Here is a 22,323-nt window from a genome sequence, read left to right as displayed (position 1 = left end):
CATGGCGCAGTTCTTTATTCGACGGCCGGTCTTCGCCTGGGTGATTGCGATCATCATCATGCTGTGTGGGCTGATGTCGATCAACTCGCTGCCCATTTCGCAATATCCGGACGTATCCCCACCGCAGATTTCCATTTCCGCCACCTATCCGGGCGCGGATGCGCAAACCCTGGAAAACAGCGTCACCCAGGTGATTGAGCAACAGCTGACCGGGCTGGATGGGCTGCTTTATTTCTCTGCGACCAGCAGCTCCGACGGCTCGGTGAAAATTAACGTGACCTTCGATCAGGGTACCGATCCGGATATCGCTCAGGTGCAGGTGCAAAACAAGGTGCAGCAGGCGGAAAGCCGTTTACCTACCGAGGTGACGGCCCAGGGGGTGACGGTCAAGAAATCCCAGAACAGTTTCCTGCTGATCGTCGGCCTGTATGATGAAACCGACAAGGCCAGCATGGCAGATATTTCCGACTATCTGGTGAGTAACATTCAGGATCCGCTGTCGCGCATTGAAGGCGTCGGCGACGTGCAGGTGTTCGGATCGGAATACGCCATGCGCATCTGGCTGAATCCGACCAAACTGGCGTCCTTTTCACTGATGCCGTCGGATGTGGCCACGGCGATAGAAGCGCAAAATACCCAGGTTTCCGCCGGTAAAGTCGGCGATTTGCCGTCCGGGGCCGATCAGCAACTGACCGCCACGGTAAAAGCGCAATCGCGTCTGCAAACGCCGGAGCAGTTCCGCAATATCATCCTGAAAAGTGACAGCAGCGGGGCGTTGGTGCGCCTGGGCGACGTCGCACGGGTGGAACTGGGTAACGAGGATTACTCCTCCAGCGCCCGGTTGAATGGTCATCCGGCCTCAGGGATTGCGGTCAAACTGGCCGCCGGGGCCAATGCGCTCAATACCGCCAAGCTGGTCAAAGCCAAGGTGGCGGAATACCAGACCTCGATGCCGAACGGTTACAAGGTGGCCTACCCGAAAGACAGCACCGATTTTATTAATATCTCGATCGAAGAAGTGGTGAAAACGCTGATCGAAGCGGTGGTGTTGGTGGTGATCGTGATGTTTGTGTTCCTGCAAAACCTGCGCACCACGCTGATCCCGACCATTACCGTACCGGTGGTGCTGTTGGGGACCTTTGGCGTTCTCGCCGCCTTCGGTTATTCGATCAACACCCTGACGCTGTTTGGCATGGTGCTGGCGATCGGCTTGTTGGTGGACGACGCCATTGTGGTGGTTGAGAACGTCGAACGTGTGATGCGGGAAGAGAAACTGTCGCCGCGCGAGGCGACGGAAAAATCAATGAAGGAGATCACCGGTGCGCTGGTCGGCATCGCCATGGTGCTGTCGGCGGTGTTCCTGCCAATGGCGTTCTTCGGGGGCTCCACCGGGGTTATCTACCGCCAGTTCTCCGTGACCATCGTGGCGTCTATGGTGCTGTCGGTGATCCTGGCACTGACATTGGCACCGGCGCTGTGTGCCACTTTGCTCAAACCCGCTCATGATGATCTGACCGACAAGGGCCTGCTGGGCAAATTCAACCGTGGTTATAACCGCCTGCAGGAGAAATATGCCGATAAAGTGGCCCGGGTGATCCACAGCCCGATGCGTTATCTGCTGCTGTACGGACTGTTGTTGATCGCCGCCGCCGTGATGTATATGCGGCTGCCGACCGGCTTCCTGCCCAATGAAGATCAGGGCGTGGTGATGGTGCAATACACCTTGTCGGCCGGTGCCACCGATGCCCGCACGTCGGCGGTCAGCGATACGGTAAAAGATTATTTCCTCACTGACGAGAAGGCCAACGTCAGCACCATTTTCACCATCAACGGTTTCGGTTTCAGCGGCAGCGGGCAAAACGCCGGTATGGCCTTCGTCAGCCTGAAAGACTGGAGCCAACGCCCCGGCAGCGCCAATACTGCCGACGCGATTGCCAAACGCGCGATGGCGCACTTCGCCACCATCCGTGATGCCCAGGTGTTCTCAATGAGTCCCCCGGCGATTGACGGTTTTGGTCAGTCCGACGGTTTCACCTTCGAGCTGCAGGCCAAAGGGGCGACCACGCGCGCGGAGTTACAGGTGATGCGTGACCAGATTATCGCCGCAGCGGGGAAAAATCCGAGCCTGAGCGCGGTGCGCGCCAATACCTTGCCGGATACCCCGCAGTTGCAGGTGGAGATCGACAACGACAAACTGCAGGCGTTGGGCCTGAGCGCCGGTGATGTCAGCAGCACGCTCACCAGCGCGTTCGGCAGCACCTACGTCAACGACTTTATCGACCGCAACCGCGTGAAAAAAGTCTATATGCAGGGCGACGTCGAGTACCGGTCGAAGCCGGAAGACCTGGACAAATGGTTTGTCCGTGGCACCTCCAGCACCTCGACCACCAGTATGACGCCGTTCTCGGCCTTTGCCGCTTCCCACTGGATTTACGGGCCGGAAAATCTGTCGCGCTACAACGGTCTGTCCTCGTTTGAGATCACCGGCGAGGGGGCAGCCGGCACCAGCTCCGGCACGGCGATGGACGAGATGGAAAAACTGGCGGCGCAGTTCTCCTCAACCAGCAGCTTCTCCTGGAGCGGGTTGTCTTATCAGGAACGACTGACCAGCGGGCAGGCTGCCTCGCTGTATGCCATTTCGTTGGTGGTGGTCTTCCTGTGCCTGGCGGCGCTGTACGAGAGCTGGTCAATCCCGTTTGCGGTGATGATGGTGGTGCCGATGGGCGTGGTCGGATCCTTGTTGGCGATCACGCTGCGTGGTCTGGAAAACGACATTTACTTCCAGGTGGCGCTGTTGACCATTATCGGCCTGTCGGCCAAGAACGCCATTCTGATCGTCGAGTTCGCCGAGGAGAACTACCAGCGGGGCGAAGCCTTGATCGCCGCGGCCGTTGAGGCCTCCCGCATGCGTTTGCGTCCTATTCTGATGACCTCTCTGGCGTTCAGCGCCGGTGTGTTGCCACTGGCGGTGTCCAGCGGTGCCGGGGCCAACAGCCGGATCGCCATCGGTACCGGGATCATCGGCGGTACCATCACGGCGACCTTACTGGCGATCTTCTTCGTTCCTTTGTTCTATGTCTTGGTGCGCCGGATGTTTTCCCGCAAAACAACGCCCGCCAAACCGCTGGAAAACACTGCGCCACAGGCAGGAGAATAATGTGCTGCAACGTTTAATCACTCTGACATTTCCGCTGTTGCTGGCGGGATGCATCTCGCTGGATCCGGACTATCAGCGCCCGCAGGCGCCGGTCCCCACCACGCTGCCACAGGGGGCCGCCTATGCGGCGCCTTCCGGTAAATTGTCATTGAGTTACCCGGATATCCCGTGGCGCGACTATGTGGTCGATCCCCGGCTGCGACAGGTGGTGGAGCAGGGGCTGAGCAGCAGCCGCGACCTGCGTGAGGCGATTGCCAATATTGAATCGGCGCGGGCGTTATACGGTGAGCAACGTGCCGACCTGTTGCCGACCATTAATGCCGGTGTGGATGGCAGCCGTGGCCGGGCATTGACCGGCGATGGCAATGCCACCGCGATCAGCCAGAGCTACGAGGCGACCGCCGGCACCAGCGCTTTCGAGTTGGATCTGTTCGGGAAAACCCGAAGCCTGACACGTTCGAAATTCGAGAGCTATCTGGCGGAGTCCGAGGCGGCGAAAAGCACCCGTTTGACGCTGATCGCCGATATTGTGACTGACTGGGTGAATGTGGCGGCCGCACGCAGTAACCTGGCTGCCGCCAAAGGCACCATGGAAAGCGCCAAGCTGTCGTTGGCGGTGACGCGTAAAAACCAGCAGAACGGCATCCTGTCGATGGTCGATGTGGCCTCGGCGGATACGGTGTATCAGCAGGCGCGTTCGGACGTCGCCAGTTACACCACCAGCGCGGCGCAGGCAAAAAATGCGCTGGATCTGGTGGTCGGGCAAAGCGTGCCGGAAAGCCTGTTGCCGACAGATATCGAGTCGTTATCGGGCATCATGAAGGACATGCCGGCCAATGTGTCGTCGCAGGTGTTGCTGAACCGGCCGGACGTGCTGGAGGCCGAGCATAACCTGAAGGCGGCCAATGCCAACATCGGTTCTGCCCGTGCGGCGTTCTTCCCGTCGATCAGCCTGACCGCCAGCGGTGGAGTCGGCAGCGGGCAACTGTCGTCACTGTTTAGCCAGGGGGCCGGCGTTTGGTCGTTTGCACCCAGCATCAGCCTGCCGATCTTCACCGGCGGCTATAACACCGCGCAGTTGAACTACACCAAGGCGCAGAAAGACCTGTACGTCGCCACCTACGAAAAAGCGGTGCAGACGGCATTCCAGGAGACCGCCGATGCCTTGGCGCGCAAGGGCACGATTCAGGAGCAGTTAGCGGCGCAAACCGGCTATGTGGCGGCTTCGCAGGAGTATTACCGCCTGGCGGAGTTGCGTTACCGTCACGGAGTGGATACTTATCTGGTGATGCTGGACGCGCAGCGAACGCTGTATACCGCGCGCCAGTCGTTGATTGCTGCACAGCAAACCGAGTATCAGAACCTGATCACCTTGTATAAGGTCCTGGGGGGCGGCATTACGGCAGAAAAGCAGGGTGACGGCGTGATTGCCAATAATAGTACCTTGACCCAATAAGATTTATCGCAGGCAATAATCTATTACGCAGCATGGTGATATCACGCTGCGTTTTTTATATTGATTTTGTGCCGAAAGTGTAAAGAAAAGGAAAATAACCCTGAGGTGCAGAACTCACTACCATCAGAAATGTCTGAAGGGTATTGCATCATTCCCGCGGCCAAATATATTGAGGTTGAAATGGAAAGTGATATTCAGCAACAGGTCATTTCAGTGGTCGACCGGTATAACGCCCCCGGCCTGCTTAAAAAAGGGGTGGCGGTCACCCTCAATACGGAAATAAACAAAGAGCTGCACCTGTCCTTGCCAATGTCGGAAACGCTGATGCGCGGCTACTTCGACGCTTTTCGAATCGACAGCAGCAATTACAATCATGAGCTGTATTTCCGTCAGGAGTCAAAGTCGGCGTTATTATTCTCTTCATCAAACCGACGCGTAAATCATTGGGATCTTGAGATGGAAAGGATCCGCCCGTTGTATGTTTATATGCTGGTACGATCCGCCCGGGCCAAACGTTGGCTGTATGATATCCATTTTCTGATTGAGCAATTAAAATGACGCGCGGTTGGCTGATGAATGTTTTCTTCACGGTTCGCCAGCGATAATTCATACCCGGCAGATTATTAAAATTAGCCGCATCGGAGTCGATGCGGCTTTTTAACATTACTTCAGGTTGGTTTTAAAGAAGGTTGCCAACTTGGCGAAGGGGATCAGGTCGGTTCGGTCATAGAGATCGACATGGCCTGCACCAGGAACAATATACAGTTCCTTCGGTTGGCCGGCGCGCTGGTAGGCGTCCTCGCTAAACTCTTTCGAATGGGCCTGATCGCCGGTGATAAACAGCATAGGGCGAGGTGAGATGGTCTCGATATCGTTAAACGGATAGAAATTCATAAATTTCACGTTGCTGGTTAGCGTCGGGTGCGTGGTCAGCTGTGAAGTGGTGCTTTTCGGGGTGAACTCGCCCCGCGGAGTGCGATAAAAATCATAAAACTCTTTCTCAATCGGCGAGGAGTTTTCATCGATTTTGTGCACGGTGCCGCTGGTGTATTTCGTTTCCCCGCCGCTAAACTCCTTGTCCCTTTGTTCAGCCGCGGCGGCAATGATTTGCTTGCGCTGTTCCAGGGTTAACGAATGATTCAGAGCGTTGCGGTTCGCGGAACCCATGTCATACATGCTGACCGTGGCGATGGCCTTCATGCGAGGGTCGATTTTTGCCGCGCTGATAACGAAACTGCCACTGCCGCAAATGCCCAGTACGCCGATACGGTTAGCATCGACGTCCGAACGGGTGCCAAGATAATCCACCGCCGCACTGAAATCTTCCGCATAGATATCCGGCGAGACGGCGTGACGCGGTTGTCCTTCGCTTTCCCCCCAAAACGAGAGATCGATAGCCAGCGTCACAAAGCCCTGTTCCGCCAGTTTCTGGGCATACAGATTAGAGCTTTGCTCCTTCACGGCCCCCATTGGGTGCCCAACGATAATGGCCGGATACCTGGCGTTCGGGGTGCTCTCCTTGGGCATAAACAAGTTGCCGGTGACGTTCATTTGATACTGATTTTTAAAGGTCACCTTCTGTTGCGTAACCTTATCGCTTCGGTAAAAATTATCGGCTCCGTTAGACATATCGGCGCCTGTGGCCGCAAAGGAGCTGATAAACAGCCCTAACAGCAGGGAAAACTTTCTCATTGGAGGATCCTCAGTGGGGGTGAACACGGTCTTTCCGTGATGTGAAGAAAGCCAGGCCGGCCGCAATCAGCAACAGCATGCCGCTGATCGCGAAAGTGCTTTGGTAACCCTGGTGGTCAAACGCCAATCCGCCGACGGTGGAGCCCAGCGCGATAGACAGTTGCACTACCGCCACCATCAGGCCGCCGCCCGCTTCGGCATCGTTCGGCAGGGTTCTGGCTACCCACATCCACCACCCGGTCGGGGCCGCCGTGGCGATAAGCCCCCAGAACCCGAGCAGCGGTGCCACCAGCCAGACGCTGTGACCGAAAGCAATCAGCGCACCGGCGATGACGGCCATCAGCAAGGGAATGGCAATAAGCGTGCGATAAAAGCCAGATTTTAAGAATGAGCCAATCACCAGCGTGCCGATAAAACCGGCAAGGCCTATGGTCAACAAAATGAGCGACAGGGTGGTGCTATCGACCCGCGTGACCGTTTCGAGGAACGGACGCAAATAGGTAAACAATGAAAACTGCCCCATAAAGAACACCCCGCAGGCCGCCAGGCCCAACACCACCAGCGGGTTTGAGAAGAGGCGAAAAACGGAACCGGCAGGTTTAGCGTTTTTCTCTGTTTTCATGGAGGGCAGGCTGAAGCCTTGCCAAATAAAGACCATTAGCGCCAGCGGAACGATGCAAAAGAATGCGCCGCGCCAGCCGATGATCGACCCCAGATAACTGCCGAGCGGGGCTGCGATGACGGTAGCCAACGCATTACCGCCGTTAAAAATGGCCAGCGCGCGCGGCACCTGATGCAGCGGCACCAGACGGATAGCCGTGGCGGCAGACAAAGACCAGAACCCCCCGATAGCCACGCCGATCAGGGCGCGTCCGGCCATGTAAATCGCATAATTGGGTGCCAGCGCGATAACGGCTGCGGAAAACGCCATCAACAGGGTCATGCTCAGCAGTAAAGTCTTGCGATTGAGCGCGCCGGCCAGCGTTGAGATCGACAGGCTCGTCACTACGGCCAGCGCCCCGGAAAGGGCGATCCCTTGCCCGACCCGGCCCTCGCTGACGCCCAAATCCTGTGATATGGGGGTCAGCAGACTGACAGGCATAAACTCGGACGCAATTAATGCAAAGACGCACAGCGTCATGGCGAACACGCCACTCCAGTACGCAAGTTGCTTAGCGGGTAATTCCGCTCTCGCCAATGTAGACATAAAGACTCAACTCCGAATAAATCCCCGCTGTTTTCAGGCAAGCCGGGGCCGGACGCCATTCATGGGAATAACGTCAAAAATGAACCGGGAAAGAATGAGAAGGGCAATCACGTTTAATCGTCATTGCATATTGATTTCTTGCTGGAATTTTTACACGCTGGGCGCTACGTTACTAGCTAATGAATGCTTAATGAGCTTATAAGCGTTACTAATTAATAGGTGGGTATCCCCGATGAAGCGAAACCTTAACGACCTGCTGTATTTTGTCACTGTCGCTCGTGAACGCAGTTTTACCCGTGCAGCGGCGCAGTTGGGCGTGACGCAGTCCGCGCTCAGCCAGGCGATTTCCACACTTGAAGAGCGCATTCAAATTCGGCTGTTGACGCGCACCACCCGCAGTGTATCGCTCACCGCGGCCGGAGAGCAGTTGTTGCTGGCCATCGGTGAGCGTATCGATGGGATTGAAGCAGAGCTGGATATATTGACGGAGCTGCGCGATAAGCCGGCAGGCACCGTCCGTATCACCTGTGGGCCGAACGTTCTGCACACCACGCTGCTGCCGAAATTAATGCCGCTGCTGCGCGAATACCCGGACATTAATATTGAGTTCGACGCCAATTATGGATTCAGAGACATTGTGGCAGACCGATTTGATGCCGGCGTGCGCTTGGGCGATACCATAGATAAAGATATGATTGCCGTCCCCATTGGCCCCAAGTTACGGATGGCGGCGGTGGCTTCGCCGGACTACTTTGAACGTTACCCCATGCCACAGACCCCCCATGAATTGACGCAACACCAATGCATAAATCAACGTATGGTCAAATCTGGCAGACTGTACGTCTGGGACTTTGATCAGGACGGCGGGGATTTAAATGTCCGCGTCAGCGGTCAACTCACCTTCAACACTTCGGAACACATTATCGATGCGGCACTGGCGGGGTTGGGCATCGCCTTTTTACCCGAGGAGGAGTTCGGTCGCCATATTGAAGAAGGGCGGCTGATTCGGGTACTGGAACCCTGGTGCCGCCCATTTCCCGGCTACTATCTGTATTATCCCAGCCGTAAACAGCCTTCGCCGGCCTTTTCACTGGTCGTGGAAGCGCTCCAGGTGACCCGAACGCGCAGACCGGCAAGAAGCCAATAGTTTATTCCTTCGCAGATTATGTGACGACGTCACGTTATTGCTGCAATACCTCGGCAAATTTCGCCAGCCACTGCGGGTGTGCCGGCCATGCCGGGGCAGTCACCAGATTGCCGTCGACATGCGCCTGATCGATACCGATATCCGCAAAATGCCCACCGGCCAGTTGCACTTCAGGGGCGCAGGCCGGATAGGCGCTGCAGGTTCTGCCTTTCAACACCCCGGCGGCGGCCAACAGCTGCGGGCCATGACAAACGGCGGCGATAGGTTTGCGAGCGGCATCAAAGGCCTGCACCAACTTGATGACCTGCGAGTTCAAACGCAAATACTCGGGCGCTCTGCCACCGGGGATCAACAGGGCGTCGTAGTCTTCTTCTTTCGCTGCGGTAAAATCCGCGTTCAGGGTGAAGCGGTGACCGGGTTTTTCGCTGTAGGTTTGCGCACCGTCGAAATCGTGGATCGCCGTCATGATGTAATCACCCTTGGCCTTGTCCGGGCAGACGGCATCGACCTGGTGCCCAATCATCTGCAACGCCTGAAAGGGCACCATGGTTTCATAATCTTCAGCGTAATCGCCGACCAGCATCAGGATCTTTTTCTTGCTCATGAGGGGATCTCCGGGGGAAATGAGTCCCTAACATATAGCCTATCGGCAAGTGGAACGCGAACTCACTCCTGACGCCGATGCATCTATATTTCCCGAGCGTCTGGTGTTGTGCAGGACGAATTTCAGCTTAGCTATGCGAGCCAATCGGGTAACCAATTTGCTGACCCCCTGGGAGTACAACCGGGGGAACGGGTGGCGTTAGCCTGCCCAAACAACTGGGAGTTCCCGGTGATCTATAAACTAGAACACATAATTAATTTAATCGCCGGCTGCGATTAAAAACAATAGATGTCCATTTCCTCGCGATACCCTCTATATTTTTTCTAAACAGCCATGCTGATACTTACGTCGTAATTTTAGGATAATTAGTATCTTATATTTTTGGTTGGTTACTGGATGGGAATAATGGTAGTAGAAAATCAAATGGATGACGTTTTCCATGTGACGGTGTCAATGCTGTTCTATACTTGCAAACTCAGAGTTTCTCAAAAACTTAAAATTTGGAAACCTATGCCAACAGTATCATCGATGTCACTGCCTGGGATTAGTGCTATAGCGGCCTATATTCCTCCCTTCAAGGTAAGACTGGAAGATTGGTGCCAATGGACGGGGAATAATTGGGAAAAGGTTAGCAAAGTTACCGGAAACAGCTTTCGTATGCTAGGGCCACATGAAAACGTCTATACCATGGCGGCCAATGCGGTACTGCGCTTAATTAAACAAAATGGCATTAACCCTGCGGAGATCGGTTTTCTAGGTTTGGGAACCGAGTCCAGTACCGATAATTCCGCCGGGGCGGTGATTATCCGAGGGATGGTCGATCAAGCGTTGCAACAATTAAAATTACCCGGTTTATCTCGTCATTTGGAAGTGCCGGAGTTTAAACATGCCTGTCTGGGAGGCGTATACGGATTGAAAGCCGCATTGCGCTACGTGGCTTATGACGGGCAGGGAAAAAAAGCCATTGTTGTCAGTGCCGATATCGCCGAATACGAACGCGGCTCCAGCGGTGAACAAACCCAGGGGGCCGGGGCGGTGGCGATGTTGATCGAGTCTGTGCCACAGCTACTTGCTGTTGATCTGCAACATGCCGGTTCCGCTTCGGCTTATCGCAGCACGGACTTCAGAAAGCCGGTTGGCCGTTACGATCATGACGTTTATGCTGCCAGAACGCAGCGCCGTCATGATTTCCCCGTGTTCAACGGACGTTATTCCACCTATGCCTATCTTGATGAAGTGGCGCATGCCGTTGAGCATATGGTCAGCCGCTTGCGCATTCCCGCATACACCTTTTATCGCCAATCCTCCTCATTGTGCTTTCACCGCCCGTTCCAGCAAATGCCGATGAAAATGTTAGCTTTTCTTTATGTACGCGCAATGATGTGCGAACCGCAAACCAACACCGAATTGGCAGCGCTTTGCCATGCTGCGGGGATCAGCCCCGAGAGTTTGCTGGCGGAACGCGTTCTGCCGGCCGAACTGGCTGCGGCCACCTCACTCAACTATGAGCAGGATCCTTTCCCGTCAACCAATAAAGTTGCTGATGCATTACGGGCGCAGCCGGTTTATCAGCGCTGGTTGCAACAGAAAATGGGGCGCGGTTCCCATCTGATGCAGGAGTTGGGCAACCTGTACAGCGCTTCGCTGCCGGCTAATTTGGCGGCGATGCTGGAAGACGCCTGCGGTGACGGCGAGGAATTTACCGACGGGTGGCTCACCGCTATCGGTTACGGCAGCGGTGATGCCGCCGAAGCGTTGCCCCTGTTTTTGTGTGAACAATGGCGGCTGGCCGCCGGCAATATTCGCTTGAAACAGGCGATGGAAAAGGCCGTTGTACTTGACCGTGTCGCGTATGAAAACCTGCATGACAGTGGCCGGTTAATCGGGGTGAACTATCAGCCGGCGCAGGAGTTCATTATTTCTCATGTCGGCCAGCATTATGACCGGCAATTTCAGGATTTGGGCATTGAATATTACGCCTATGTCAACTGACTGAACGTGGGGGCAATGATGACGTATTCGCTAACGGACGATGAATGGGTTGATGCATTGGCGCAGGGACGGATAGGTTTGCACCGGTTACCGCCGGAGATGGCCCCGGAGCAGGCGGTGATGTTGAGGCGTCGGGCGTTGGAAAAACGGTTGGGTGTTGGATTGCCGGTGACTGGCGACTATCGACTGAATGCGGCACAAGCCCATTGTGAAAACATGATCGGCACCACCCAAATCCCGTTGGGCGTGGCGGGGCCGCTGCGGCTGCACGGCGAACAGGTTAGCGAGGATGAAGCGATTTTCGTGCCGTTGGCCACCACGGAAGGCGCATTGATAGCCAGTATTGCGCGCGGTTGCCGGGCGATAGAAGCCGCAGGTGGCGCAACGGTGCGGGTCGACGATATCGGCATTACCCGGGCACCGGTGTTGCGTACCCGAGGCATCATTCATAGCCGCGAATGCCTGGCCTGGGTTAATGCGCATTTCAGCGAAATAAAGCAGGCATGCGAAAGCGGCAGTCGTTTCCTCAAACTGCTGGAAATAACCCCCAGTTTGGTCGGCACGTCGCTTTATTTGCGTTTTCGTTTCAACAGTGGCGATGCGATGGGCATGAACATGGCGACGATTGCCTGCGAACGCGCCGTTCGCGACGTCATCGAACCGGCTACCGGCGCCGTTTGCGTCAGCGTTTCGGGCAACCTTTGTACCGATAAGAAAACCGCTGCCGTCAATTTTTTGCACGGGCGCGGTAAACGGATATTCGCTGAGGTGGAAATTGATAGTGTCACGCTGACGCAGATACTGAAAACCCATGCAGATCCCCTGTATGAAGTGCAATACCGCAAAAATCTGCTGGGATCGATCATGGCCGGCGCCACCGGTTTTAATGCACACCATGCTAACGTGCTGGCGGCATTTTTCCTCGCCACTGGGCAGGACATCGCGCAGATTGCGGAAAGTGCGGCGGGGGTGACCTGTATTGAAAAACGGGACCAGGGGGCGGTCTACATTTCGGTGCTGTTGCCGGATACGCCATTGGCAACCGTGGGAGGCGGCACGTCACTGGCAACGCAACGTGAAGCGCTGGCAATCATGGGTATTCAGCCCGGTCAACGCGCAGCGGGAGCCGATACTCTGCGGCTGGCTGAAATTCTGGGGGGCGCGGTGTTGGCGGGCGAGCTGTCAATTCTGGCGGCCCAGGCGGCGCACCATCTGGGATCGGCGCACCAACAGCTGGGGCGGGGGTGAGATGCGCCTTGTGCGGGTTTCTGCGCCAGGGAAGCTGATACTCATTGGCGAACATGCTGCGCCATACGGTTGCCCGGCGGTGACCAGTGCGTTGGAACTGCGCTGTACGGTCAGTGTGACGCCGTGCGCGTCGGGCAACATTGAACTGATATTACCGACGCTGCATTGGAGGAAAACATACGCCAGCAGCGAAGTGCTGGCCTATAGCAGGGAAATGCGCGCCCGCTGGCAACGCTATGACCAGCGGCCGACGCCCGACACGACGCTGGCTTTGCACAGCGGGGATGCCGATCATCTGGTGAAATGTGCTATTGGCGAAACACTGGCTGCGTTGTCGGTCCCTTCGCCAGGGTTCCGCTTGTCGGTTACCGGCGATATTCCATTGAATGCGGGGTTTGGCAGTTCAGCCGCGTTGGCGACGGCCACGGTAGCGGCGCTGCTGAGCTATTTCCGCCATCCTTTGACAGCGGAGCGGGTGTTGTTTCTCGCCGGTGAAAGTGAAAAACGTCAGCATGGTGCACCATCCGGCATTGATCATCACACAGCCTATTACGGCGGAATGCTGAAAATGACGCATCGCCAGCGGGGCGAGTTACTGGTGACACCCTTACCGCAGGCTAGCCTGCACCTTCAAACGTTGCGTATTTTCCATTCCGGCATCGCGGCTGAAACCACCGGTAACACGGTAGCGGCAGTGCGGAGGCTGATGTGCGATCCGCAGCGCTCGCCATTACCCGTTATGCAAGGCTTGGCGGAAGAAATGCTGGCGCTGTTGACGCGTCAATCGCCGGTACCCGACCAACTGATGAAACTGCTACGTGCTTATCAGGCGAAGCTGGAACTGTTAGGGGTGGTGCCGCCTGCCGTGCAACGGGTTATCCGGGCAGTGGAAGCGGCCGGCGGTGCGGCGAAAATATCCGGCGCAGGAGCGTTATCTGGCAGTGGCGCCGGTTGTGTGATGGCTTATTGCCCTTATGGCGTGCCAGACGCATTGGTGCGCTGGCCTGAAATTCGTAGCGGGTTGGCAGCGGATGGCCTGCGGGTGGAGGAAGACAATGGTTAAAGTCAGTGCGATTTCGGCTGCCAATATTGCGTTCATTAAATATTGGGGCATTCAGGATGAAACGGCGGTTTTACCCAACAACGTGTCCCTTTCAATGACGCTGAGTCAGTGTCTGTCTCACTGCACGCTGGAAGGGCTGGAGGAAGGGCAGCCGGATGAGGTGTGGTGGCAAACTCCCGCAGGAACACTGCAACCGGCGACAGCGGCCTTTAGCCTGGGGGTACGGCGGCATCTGCAACGTCTGCGCGCCGAATGTGGGGGGGGTAGGCCTGTGCGGGTGGCGACGAGCAACAATTTTCCTACCGGTGCGGGTATTGCCTCTTCCGCCTCCGGTTTTTCGGCATTGGCGCTGGCCGCCAGCCATATGTGGCAAGCTGCGCCGGATGCGGCCCGGCTTTCGGTACTGGCACGGTTGTCCGGTTCCGGTTCGGCCGCCCGTTCGGCGTTCGGTGGCTATGTAACCTGGCCGGGTGACGCTCAACGGCCAGACTCTGCTGCGTGCCAGCTCGCCCCGGCTGAGTATTGGCCGTTATATGATGTGATTGCCATCGTGGACGATGAACATAAAGCCGTCAGTTCACGAGAGGGTCATAGGCGTGCGCCTGGCAGCCCCTACTATCAACAACGACAGCAGCAATTGCCGCAACGTTTGGATCAGACGACGGAAGCCATTTTGGCCCGCGACTTCAATGCACTGACGGACGCAGTAGAAACCGAAGCCATCGATTTGCATGTCATCGCCATGACGTCATCACCCGCCATTTTTTACTGGCAGCCCGCCACGTTGGCGGTATTGGCGGCGGTGCGACAACTGCGACTGGATGGCGTACCTGCGTGCGCAACCATTGATGCCGGGCCCAATGTGCATGTTATTTGCCCGGAGGGCAGTCATTCGCAAGTACAGGAGGTGATAGAACGTGTTCCAGGCGTAAGGCGGGTGATCGTTGATTGCACGGGAAATGGCCCGTCTTTGACCGAACGACACTTACTCTAAGATGCTGGGGCAGGCAAGCGGGAGTTCGCCATAGGAGAACGGTTAGCTGCAGGGGAAAGAACATCCCGGCCTGCTGAGCAAGCCGGGAGGGATAACGCATTAACCTGGGTAAATGCCACGCTCTTTACGTGCGGTCAGGATACGCTCACAGGCGACGATATAGGCCGCGGTGCGCAGGCTGCATTTCTTCTCTTCGGACTTGTTCCAAACGTGAACCATAGCGTCGGTCATGATCTTGTCCATACGCTCGTTGATTTCGCTCTCGCTCCAGAAGTAGCTGGCCATGTCCTGCACCCACTCGAAGTAACTGACGGTCACGCCGCCGGCGTTACAGATAACGTCAGGCACCACGGTGATGTTGCGTGAACGCAGAACGTCATCCGCATCTGGGTAGGTTGGGCCGTTAGCCCCTTCCAGAACCAGTTTGGCGCTGAGGATTTCTGCACGTTGACGGGTGATCTGACCTTCCAGCGCCGCTGGGATCAGAATGTCCATGTCAACCGACCAGAAGGCTTCGCTTTCGATTTCGCTGGCGCCAGGGAAACCGGCGATTTGCTTGTTCTTGGCTTGCCATTCGGTCAACGCGGCCAGGTCGATGCCGTTCGGGTTGGACAGGGTAGCCGAGTGGTCCTGGATCACCACCACGCGTGCGCCGATACCGACGAACAGGCGAGCCGCTTCGCTGCCTACGTTACCAAAGCCCTGTACCGCAACCTTGGCCCCTTCAAGTGGCACGCCCAAACGTTTGGCCACTTCACAGCCGGTAACGAATACGCCGCGACCGGTGGCCTTTTCACGACCCAGAGAACCGCCCAGGTGGATAGGCTTGCCGGTCACCACGCCGGTGATGGTGGTGCCGTGGTTCATGGAGTAGGTATCCATCATCCAGGCCATGACTTTGGAGTTGGTGCCGACGTCCGGAGCGGGGATGTCTTTCTGTGGCCCGATGATAAAGCCGATTTCGCTGGTGTAGCGGCGGGTCAATCTTTCCAGCTCGCCTTCAGACAGTTTGAAAGGATCGACGCGGATCCCCCCTTTGGCGCCACCGTAGGGCAGGTTGACTGCCGCACATTTGATGGTCATCCAGGCTGACAGCGCCATAACCTCATCGAGATCAACGTCAGGGTGGTAACGGATGCCGCCTTTACCCGGACCGCGCGACAGGTTGTGCTGAACGCGGAAACCTTCGAAGTGGCGGATTGAACCGTCGTCCATTTGCAGAGGGATATCGACAATCAGCGCACGCTTAGGGTGACGCAGGGTATCAATCCAGCGTGACAGCTCACCCAGGTAAGGCGCAACGCGGTCGATTTGTTGCAAATAGGTGGCCCAGGCCGTTGTGCTGCTTTCTGAAGCGTAGGATAGCTTTTCCATAACCAACCTTTTTATATATAGGTATTTATTTTGTTTAACCGTGGATTACTAAGTGCATAACACTTTTGCGACGCTAAATTTACCATTAAAAACGAGGCTTGTTAGCCCCCCCTCATCGGGCCACAGGCCGGTTGTCGGCGGGTTTCGAAGTGCAAAAATGAATAGTTAATTACTTTTACACAGGGGTTGCGTGGGCTAATCATAATTTATGCATAAAAAGTGCATAAAACCCGTTTTTATCTATTTTTCAGAAGCTTGAATGTGATCAAAAAGTTTCATTTTATTTAAGTGTCGTGTTGACAATGCCGTTTCCTGACGCCAGAGTTAAATTCATGTTAAATCGGCGCCGACAGCGTTTTATTCTTGAACGGAAATAATCGCAACTTACTGATAGTAAATGAATCATCCGCCACGCTCATGCTTCGCATGCTAAATGTGGGCTACAGCGCAGTTCGAACAGTCGTTTTCTGATGCGTACAGTTTTTTACTTCCCTTTAACAAAAGGGCCGGCTTCGTTTTGCCTGAATTTCTTTTTTGCCGGTAGAACGCGCGATGCGTTTCACTCCTGCTGCAGCGGTTGACCGCTGCTTAATCGCCTTAACGACGGACAGGTAACACCATGACAAAAAGTAAGCAGCATCGGTTGAATACGCCTTCAACCGAGGGGCCCGACTGCGCCCAAACATTGCAACGCGGCTTGAGCGAGCGCCACATTCAACTGATTTCCATTGGCGGTGCCATTGGTACCGGGTTGTTTATGGGCTCGGGCAAAACCATCGCACTTTCCGGCACCTCTATCGTATTGACCTATGTGATTGTCGGCTTCTTTATGTTCATGGTGATGCGGGCAATGGGGGAGTTGTTGCTGACCAAGCTCGACTACCGCTCGTTTGCCGATTTCGTCTCCGAATACCTGGGGCCGAAAGCCAGCTTCTTTCTTGGCTGGTCCTACTGGCTGAGCTGGGTGGTGACCTGTATCGCCGATGTGGTGGTGTGCGGCGGCTACGTCCAGTACTGGTACCCCGAGGTTTCGCCCTGGCTGCCGGCCTTGCTGACGTTGGGCCTGCTGTGCCTGTTCAATATGCTGTCGGTGAAAATGTTCGGCGAAGCGGAGTTTTGGTTTGCCATCATCAAGGTGATCGCCATTATCGCGTTGATTGTCACCGGGGCCTGGATGGTGTTTATCGGCTGGACCTCGCCGGACGGCGTTAAAGCCTCGGTGAACAACATCACCGATCCGGCCATTTTCATGCCGCACGGCATTTTCGGCTTCTTTGCCGGCTTCCAGATTGCCATCTTTTCCTGCACCGGCATCGAGCTGCTGGGCACCATGTCGGCCGAAACCAAGGATCCGCACAAGGTGCTGCCCAAGGCCATCAACGTTATCCCGGTGCGGATCATCATCTTTTATGTGTTCTCGATGCTGGCGATCATCGCCGTGACCTCGTGGAGCCATATCTCGCCGGACAGCAGCCCGTTCGTCATGCTGTTCGATCAGGCCGGGTTACCCGCCGCCGCCGCGGTGATCAACTTCGTGGCGTTGACCTCGGCGATGTCTTCGGCCAACAGTGGCGTCTATTCCAGTACCCGCATGCTGTATGGCCTGTCGATGGAGAAGCATGCGCATGGGCAATTCAGGATACTGTCGCGAACCACCGCCATTCCGATCCGTAGCCTGATGTTCTCGTGTTTTTGCATGGTAGTGGGGACGATGCTGCTGATCCTGATGCCGAACGTCATGACGCTATTTACCATTGTGTCTACCGTGGCGGCGATACTGGTGGTTTACAGCTGGGGCATGATCCTGGTGGCCTATCTGGTTTACCGCAAACAACGGCCCGACCTGCATGCGCGTTCGCGGTTCAAAATGCCGGGCGGGGTGATCATGACCTGGCTGACGTTGGCGTTCTTCGCGTTCACGTTGGTGCTGATGATTTTTGACCGCGACACCTTGATTGCGCTGTGCAGTATGCCGCTGTGGTTTATCGCCCTGGCGATCGTTTGGCGCTATAGAATCAAAGACAGCGTGGCCCGTGACGGCTATGTGTTTTACCAAAGCCGCCAAGAGGCGGAGTAAGCAAGCCTGGGAGGGCGGCACGCCGCTCTCCTGCTCGGCATTCCACGGCATTTAAGGTATGCTAAGCGGCTGACCCAATGATGAAAATTGGCCAATATCATCATGGCTTACCGTTACGGAGAAACAGCAGAGTGCTGAAACCCACGTCCCAATTAGACTTACTGCAGTCGGTCGCCGACGGCATCGCAGCGCTGTTTTTCCCCAATGTGGAAGTGGTGATACAGGATCTCTCTACCAATAAGGTGGCTTACCTCGCCAATAATCTGTCGAAACGTAAACCGGGTGATGATGCCGGTTTGGAAGATTTTGCTCTCGACAGCGAAGGCCTGGTGACCGGACCTTACGAAAAGCTCAATTGGGATGGCAAGAAAATGCGCTCGGTCAGCATCGCCGCGCGAGACGAACAGGGCGTTCCGCGCTATCTGCTGTGCATTAATTTGAGCACCGCGATGTTTGAAGACGCCAGAAATGCGTTGGATATGTTCCTGTCGGTGACCCGTTTGCAGCCCCAGCCGCAGCAGTTATTCAAAGACGACTGGCAGGAGAAGATCAACACCTTCCTGCACGAGTGGATCCGCCAGCAAAACACTTCATTGGGTTCATTGAGCCGCGAACAGAAAAAGCAGCTGGTGAGCGATCTGTATAACGAGGGGGCGTTTAAAGGCAAAAGCGCCGCCGACTATATCGCCAACGTGTTATCCCTCGGTCGTGCCACGGTTTACAAATACCTGAAAGAGCTAAAAAAAGGCGAGGGTACTGCCTGAATACCCAATGTGCCGGTTTCCTGCCGGCTACCTCGTAATACCCAAGCCCCTTTGCGCTGCTGAATAACTCTGATATGGTTGCACAATACAACCATATCAGAGTGCCGATCATGTCCATCACCCAACCGAGTCCGTATTTACACCCGATCAGGGATGCGTCACGCCACCTGGTGCGCGAACTGGGTTTTATGGGGAATACCCTGGCAGGCACCGATTTGCCGCCGTCAGCGGTGCATGCGCTGATTGAAATAGGCGACAGGCATGTCGATACCGCCGCCGAGCTTTGCAGCGTGCTTAATCTGGAAAAATCCAGCGTCAGCCGCATGCTGAACAAGTTGATCAAAGGCGGGGAACTGGAAACGCAAGCCAGCCCGCGAGATGCCAGGGAGAAGATACTGCTGCTGACGGAGAAAGGCCGTCGGACTCTGGCGGGGATCAATCGTTTTGCTGACCATCAGGTGCTTAACGCGCTGGAGAAACTGCCGACAAACGCCAGTTCAGGTATTGCCGATGGGCTGCAGAGCTATGCCGCGGCGTTGCGGGCTCATCGCCTGGGGGAAACGCCGGTGTCTGCGCCGTCCATCGAGATTGTCAGCGGTTATCTGCCGGGATTTACCGCCAGAACGCTGGAAATGCATATGCAATATTATTCGCGCACGGTGGGCTTTGGCGCCTTTTTTGAAGCTACGGTGGGCGCGGCATTGGCCGATTTGGCCGGGCGACTGTCACATCCTTTGAACCAGACCTGGTCCGCGCTGAAGGGCGATCGCATTGTCGGTTCTGTTTCGATTGATGGAGAAACCTTGGGTAACAACCGTGCTCATCTGCGCGCATTTATCATTGATGACAGCCTGCGCGGCAGCGGTATCGGCCGCCAGTTACTGAACCGGGCGGTCAGCTTCTGTGACGAGCACGCCTTTGCTGAAACCCATCTGTGGACCTTCAAAGGACTGGATGCGGCCCGGCATCTGTATGAAAGCGTCGGTTTCGTGCTTGCACAAGAGCAGCCGGGCACACAATGGGGTCAGCCGATGACCGAGCAGCTATTCATTCGCCGCCCAGTTGCCCCAGATTGACATACTTGGTTTCGAGATAGTCTTCGAGCCCGATATCTGCGCCTTCACGGCCCAGCCCCGACTCCTTGACGCCACCAAAGGGCGCGACTTCGGTTGAGATAATGCCCTCATTGATGCCCACCATGCCGCTTTCCAACTGGCGCGTTACACGGAATGCGCGCGCCAGATCACGGGTATAGAGATAGGCTGCCAAACCAAAGGGCGTGTCGTTGGCGCGGCGGATCACTTCCTCTTCGGTATGGAAGCGGAAGCAGGCTGCCAGCGGGCCGAAGGTTTCTTCATGCGCCAACCGCATCTGTTCGTTGGCCTCCGTCAAGACCGTCGGTTGGAAGAACGCCCCCCCGAGCGGGTGGCGCTCGCCACCGCACATCAGCCGTGCCCCCTGGCTTAACGCATCCTGCAGGTGTGCCTCCACTTTTTCTACCGCCTTCAGATGGATTAACGGTCCTTGCTGGGCGCCTGGCGTCATGCCGGGTGCCACTTTCAACGCCAGGGTGGCCTCGGTCAGCAACTGTGTAAAACGGTCATAAACGCCGTCCTGAATGTAAAAGCGGTTCACGCACACGCAGGTTTGGCCACTGTTGCGGAATTTAGCCGCCATGGCGCCGGCCAACGCGGCATCAAGATCGGCATCGTCAAACACGATAAAGGGCGCATTGCCGCCCAATTCCAGCGACAGTTTTTTCACCGTATCCGCCGCCTGACGCATCAGTAGTTTTCCGACCGGGGTCGAGCCGGTAAAGGAGACCTTGCGCACCTGCGGGCTGGCCATCAATGCGGCACCGATAGCCGGGGTATCGCCGGAGACGGCGTTAATCACCCCAGGGGGAACTCCGGCCTGTTCTGCCAGCACGATCAGCGCAAAGGCGCAAAGCGGCGTCTCGTTGGCCGGCTTGATCACGGCGGTGCAACCGGCCGCCAGTGCAGGACCAAGCTTGCGCGTCAGCATGGCCAGCGGGAAATTCCATGGCGTGATGGCGGCAATGACGCCAACCGGCTCTTTAAAGGTCATGATTTGGTTGCCGGCTTTGGTCGGCGGAATGGTGTGACCGTAAGCGCGCTTGGCCTGTTCGGCAAACCATTCAATAAAGCTGGCGGCGTAGGCGACTTCGCCCTGTGCTTCGCTTAACACCTTGCCTTGTTCTGCCACCATCAGCTCCGCCAAAGGGGTCTGATGCGCCATGATCAGTTGAAACCAACGCTGCAAGATCTGCGAGCGTGTTTTAGCCGGTAAGGCGCGCCAACCTGGCAGCGCTGCGGTGGCGGCCGCTATCGCCGCGTCGGTTTCCGAAGTACCGGCAAAGGCAACCTCGGCGATCTTTTCGTCCGTGGCAGGGTTAGTCACGGAGTATTGCTGTGAGGTGTTGCGCCATTGGCCATCGCAATACCAGCCGGTGCGCAACAGGGAGGAATAGGACGTCATGCAATGTTCCTTGTGTCGGTGTTGTCCAGGGTGAACAGGCCGCGCGTTGGGCGGCTCTCACGCGTGATGCGTTTGCCTGCGGTATAATCGTTGATGACGTCGCAAGGGGTGTAGTGACGCTCAAGCTCATAACGTTCATCGTCGCTAAGCGGGGTTGATAAGGCACTGACGGCGCTGTCTATTTGTTGTACTGAGTCGGCGCCGACCAGCATGCAGTCCACCCCCGAGTGACCCAACACCCAGGCCTGGGCAATCTGCGCCGGCGGGAGCCCCCGCAGCGCGGCTACCTGGCTGACCGAGTGGGCGACATTGCGCGAAGCGGCATCGGCATACATTTCCTGAGTGAAGAAATCCGTCTGGTTACGCACCGAGTTGAAATCGCAACTTAATAAACCACGCGCCAATGGGCTAAAGACCGATACGCCCAAGCCTTGATCGCGGCACAAGGGGATCATTTCCCGTTCTTCTTCGCGGTAGGCGCAGTTAAGTTGCAATTGCATGTTGATCGGCTTGACGAAGCCGTGACGCTCGCAGATCCACAAGATTTTGGCCAGTTGCCAGGCATACATGGTTGATACGCCGATATAACGGGCTTTGCCCGATCGGACGATATCGTTCATCGCCGACCAGGTTTCTTCGATTGGGGTGTTCACGTCGAAGTAGTGCAGCATGTAGATATCGACATAATCGGTGCCCAGGCGACGCAGGCTGGCGTCAATGCTGGTCATGATGTGCTTGCGCGAATGCCCCTGATTATTGGTGCCGCCACCCAGCGGGTAACCGACCTTGGTGGTCAACACCAGCTCGTCGCGCTGAGCCACGCGCGCAATGATGCGGCCAACCACTTCCTCGCCTGCGCCGCTGGAGTAAAAATCCGCCAGATCAATGAAGTTGATCCCGCACTCGAACGCGTGGCGGATCAGCGGTTCGCTTTGCTGTTCGTCAAAAATCCAGGGTTTCCACTGTTTGCTGCCCATGTTCATGGTACCGAGGCACAAACGGGAAACTTTCAGCCCGCACTGACCAAGATTGATGTATTCCATGGGAGT

17 protein-coding genes are annotated in these 22,323 nt (G+C 56.2%); 11 read left to right on the top strand and 6 right to left on the bottom strand.

What is annotated here, in order from left to right; translation table 11 throughout:
* The first annotated feature begins 1 nt into the window (after nt 1).
* The 3 genes from ACGS9J_RS00170 (at nt 2) to ACGS9J_RS00160 (ending at nt 5,171) form a co-directional block, all read left to right on the top strand.
* Nucleotides 2-3,157: an efflux RND transporter permease subunit gene (locus tag ACGS9J_RS00170; RefSeq protein WP_442229099.1), complete on the top strand. Its 3,156-nt coding sequence runs from the start codon at nt 2-4 to the stop codon at nt 3,155-3,157.
* Nucleotide 3,158: 1 nt separating this feature from the next.
* The gene (locus ACGS9J_RS00165; protein WP_442229098.1) at nt 3,159-4,613 is read left to right on the top strand and encodes an efflux transporter outer membrane subunit; all 1,455 of its coding nucleotides are present in this window, start codon (nt 3,159-3,161) and stop codon (nt 4,611-4,613) included.
* 180 nt (nt 4,614-4,793) lie between these two features.
* The gene (locus ACGS9J_RS00160) at nt 4,794-5,171 is read left to right on the top strand and encodes a DUF1493 family protein (RefSeq protein ID WP_442229097.1); all 378 of its coding nucleotides are present in this window, start codon (nt 4,794-4,796) and stop codon (nt 5,169-5,171) included.
* 105 nt (nt 5,172-5,276) lie between these two features.
* Here the strand turns inward: ACGS9J_RS00160 and ACGS9J_RS00155 are convergent, their stop codons facing one another.
* Nucleotides 5,277-6,305, bottom strand: coding sequence for an alpha/beta hydrolase (locus ACGS9J_RS00155; RefSeq protein WP_442229096.1), 1,029 nt, complete (start codon nt 6,303-6,305; stop codon nt 5,277-5,279).
* 10 nt (nt 6,306-6,315) lie between these two features.
* Nucleotides 6,316-7,512, bottom strand: a complete 1,197-nt coding sequence (locus ACGS9J_RS00150) for an MFS transporter (protein WP_442229095.1) — start codon at nt 7,510-7,512, stop codon at nt 6,316-6,318.
* A 232-nt stretch (nt 7,513-7,744) separates the two neighbouring features.
* Here ACGS9J_RS00150 and ACGS9J_RS00145 point away from each other — a divergent pair, with 232 nt between their 5' ends.
* Complete coding sequence (locus ACGS9J_RS00145) at nt 7,745-8,659, top strand: LysR family transcriptional regulator (RefSeq protein ID WP_442229094.1); 915 nt, start codon at nt 7,745-7,747, stop codon at nt 8,657-8,659.
* A 34-nt stretch (nt 8,660-8,693) separates the two neighbouring features.
* On the opposite strand, the gene ACGS9J_RS00140 is transcribed toward ACGS9J_RS00145, so the two are convergent.
* A complete protein-coding gene (locus ACGS9J_RS00140) occupies nt 8,694-9,263 on the bottom strand; it encodes a DJ-1/PfpI family protein (RefSeq protein ID WP_442229093.1) in 570 nt (189 codons plus the stop codon).
* A gap of 396 nt (nt 9,264-9,659) precedes the next feature.
* Here ACGS9J_RS00140 and ACGS9J_RS00135 point away from each other — a divergent pair, with 396 nt between their 5' ends.
* The 4 genes from ACGS9J_RS00135 to mvaD are packed head-to-tail and all read left to right on the top strand — an operon-like array spanning nt 9,660 to nt 14,560.
* Entirely contained in the window at nt 9,660-11,255 is a 1,596-nt protein-coding gene (locus tag ACGS9J_RS00135) for a hypothetical protein (protein ID WP_442229092.1), read from the top strand.
* A gap of 15 nt (nt 11,256-11,270) precedes the next feature.
* On the top strand, nt 11,271-12,503 hold the full coding sequence (locus ACGS9J_RS00130; RefSeq protein WP_442229091.1) for a hydroxymethylglutaryl-CoA reductase: 1,233 nt from the start codon (nt 11,271-11,273) through the stop codon (nt 12,501-12,503).
* 1 nt (nt 12,504) lies between these two features.
* Nucleotides 12,505-13,566, top strand: coding sequence for a mevalonate kinase family protein (locus ACGS9J_RS00125; RefSeq protein ID WP_442229090.1), 1,062 nt, complete (start codon nt 12,505-12,507; stop codon nt 13,564-13,566).
* Nucleotides 13,559-14,560: a diphosphomevalonate decarboxylase gene (gene mvaD / locus ACGS9J_RS00120; RefSeq protein ID WP_442229089.1), complete on the top strand. Its 1,002-nt coding sequence runs from the start codon at nt 13,559-13,561 to the stop codon at nt 14,558-14,560. The genes ACGS9J_RS00125 and mvaD overlap by 8 nt, the downstream gene beginning before the upstream one ends.
* Before the next feature lie 99 nt (nt 14,561-14,659).
* Here the strand turns inward: mvaD and ACGS9J_RS00115 are convergent, their stop codons facing one another.
* Nucleotides 14,660-15,934, bottom strand: coding sequence for a Glu/Leu/Phe/Val family dehydrogenase (locus ACGS9J_RS00115; protein WP_442229088.1), 1,275 nt, complete (start codon nt 15,932-15,934; stop codon nt 14,660-14,662).
* A gap of 619 nt (nt 15,935-16,553) precedes the next feature.
* Here ACGS9J_RS00115 and ACGS9J_RS00110 point away from each other — a divergent pair.
* The 3 genes from ACGS9J_RS00110 (at nt 16,554) to ACGS9J_RS00100 (ending at nt 19,851) form a co-directional block, all read left to right on the top strand.
* Entirely contained in the window at nt 16,554-18,011 is a 1,458-nt protein-coding gene (locus ACGS9J_RS00110; RefSeq protein ID WP_442229087.1) for an amino acid permease, read from the top strand.
* 131 nt (nt 18,012-18,142) lie between these two features.
* Nucleotides 18,143-18,775 carry a helix-turn-helix transcriptional regulator gene (locus ACGS9J_RS00105; protein WP_442229086.1) on the top strand — a complete coding sequence of 211 codons (633 nt, stop codon included), beginning with the start codon at nt 18,143-18,145 and terminating at the stop codon, nt 18,773-18,775.
* Nucleotides 18,776-18,885: 110 nt separating this feature from the next.
* Nucleotides 18,886-19,851, top strand: coding sequence for a bifunctional helix-turn-helix transcriptional regulator/GNAT family N-acetyltransferase (locus tag ACGS9J_RS00100; RefSeq protein ID WP_442229085.1), 966 nt, complete (start codon nt 18,886-18,888; stop codon nt 19,849-19,851).
* Here ACGS9J_RS00100 and ACGS9J_RS00095 read toward each other — a convergent pair.
* Both ACGS9J_RS00095 and ACGS9J_RS00090 read right to left on the bottom strand, forming a co-directional pair.
* Nucleotides 19,823-21,274 (bottom strand): NAD-dependent succinate-semialdehyde dehydrogenase, encoded by a 1,452-nt coding sequence (locus tag ACGS9J_RS00095; protein ID WP_442229084.1) that lies wholly within the window; start codon nt 21,272-21,274, stop codon nt 19,823-19,825. The two genes, ACGS9J_RS00100 and ACGS9J_RS00095, sit on opposite strands and share 29 nt — an antisense overlap.
* Nucleotides 21,271-22,317 carry an aldo/keto reductase gene (locus tag ACGS9J_RS00090; RefSeq protein ID WP_442229083.1) on the bottom strand — a complete coding sequence of 349 codons (1,047 nt, stop codon included), beginning with the start codon at nt 22,315-22,317 and terminating at the stop codon, nt 21,271-21,273. The genes ACGS9J_RS00095 and ACGS9J_RS00090 overlap by 4 nt, the downstream gene beginning before the upstream one ends.
* Nucleotides 22,318-22,323 lie beyond the last annotated feature (6 nt).

This window comes from Serratia quinivorans (genome assembly GCF_052113645.1).
Taxonomy (GTDB): Bacteria; Pseudomonadota; Gammaproteobacteria; order Enterobacterales; family Enterobacteriaceae; genus Serratia; species Serratia quinivorans_B.
This window is presented reverse-complemented; position numbering and strand designations above follow the sequence as displayed.

Excerpts from the sequence above, each read along its gene's own strand:
- ACGS9J_RS00170 (WP_442229099.1), top strand. The coding sequence starts at position 2 with ATGGCGCAGTTCTTTATTCGACGGCCGGTCTTCGCCTGGGTGATTGCG.
- ACGS9J_RS00160 (WP_442229097.1), top strand. The coding sequence starts at position 4,794 with ATGGAAAGTGATATTCAGCAACAGGTCATTTCAGTGGTCGACCGGTAT.
- ACGS9J_RS00155 (WP_442229096.1), bottom strand. The coding sequence starts at position 6,305 with ATGAGAAAGTTTTCCCTGCTGTTAGGGCTGTTTATCAGCTCCTTTGCG.
- ACGS9J_RS00150 (WP_442229095.1), bottom strand. The coding sequence starts at position 7,512 with ATGTCTACATTGGCGAGAGCGGAATTACCCGCTAAGCAACTTGCGTAC.
- ACGS9J_RS00145 (WP_442229094.1), top strand. The coding sequence starts at position 7,745 with ATGAAGCGAAACCTTAACGACCTGCTGTATTTTGTCACTGTCGCTCGT.
- ACGS9J_RS00140 (WP_442229093.1), bottom strand. The coding sequence starts at position 9,263 with ATGAGCAAGAAAAAGATCCTGATGCTGGTCGGCGATTACGCTGAAGAT.
- ACGS9J_RS00135 (WP_442229092.1), top strand. The coding sequence starts at position 9,660 with ATGGGAATAATGGTAGTAGAAAATCAAATGGATGACGTTTTCCATGTG.
- ACGS9J_RS00130 (WP_442229091.1), top strand. The coding sequence starts at position 11,271 with ATGATGACGTATTCGCTAACGGACGATGAATGGGTTGATGCATTGGCG.
- ACGS9J_RS00125 (WP_442229090.1), top strand. The coding sequence starts at position 12,505 with ATGCGCCTTGTGCGGGTTTCTGCGCCAGGGAAGCTGATACTCATTGGC.
- mvaD (WP_442229089.1), top strand. The coding sequence starts at position 13,559 with ATGGTTAAAGTCAGTGCGATTTCGGCTGCCAATATTGCGTTCATTAAA.
- ACGS9J_RS00115 (WP_442229088.1), bottom strand. The coding sequence starts at position 15,934 with ATGGAAAAGCTATCCTACGCTTCAGAAAGCAGCACAACGGCCTGGGCC.
- ACGS9J_RS00110 (WP_442229087.1), top strand. The coding sequence starts at position 16,554 with ATGACAAAAAGTAAGCAGCATCGGTTGAATACGCCTTCAACCGAGGGG.
- ACGS9J_RS00100 (WP_442229085.1), top strand. The coding sequence starts at position 18,886 with ATGTCCATCACCCAACCGAGTCCGTATTTACACCCGATCAGGGATGCG.
- ACGS9J_RS00095 (WP_442229084.1), bottom strand. The coding sequence starts at position 21,274 with ATGACGTCCTATTCCTCCCTGTTGCGCACCGGCTGGTATTGCGATGGC.
- ACGS9J_RS00090 (WP_442229083.1), bottom strand. The coding sequence starts at position 22,317 with ATGGAATACATCAATCTTGGTCAGTGCGGGCTGAAAGTTTCCCGTTTG.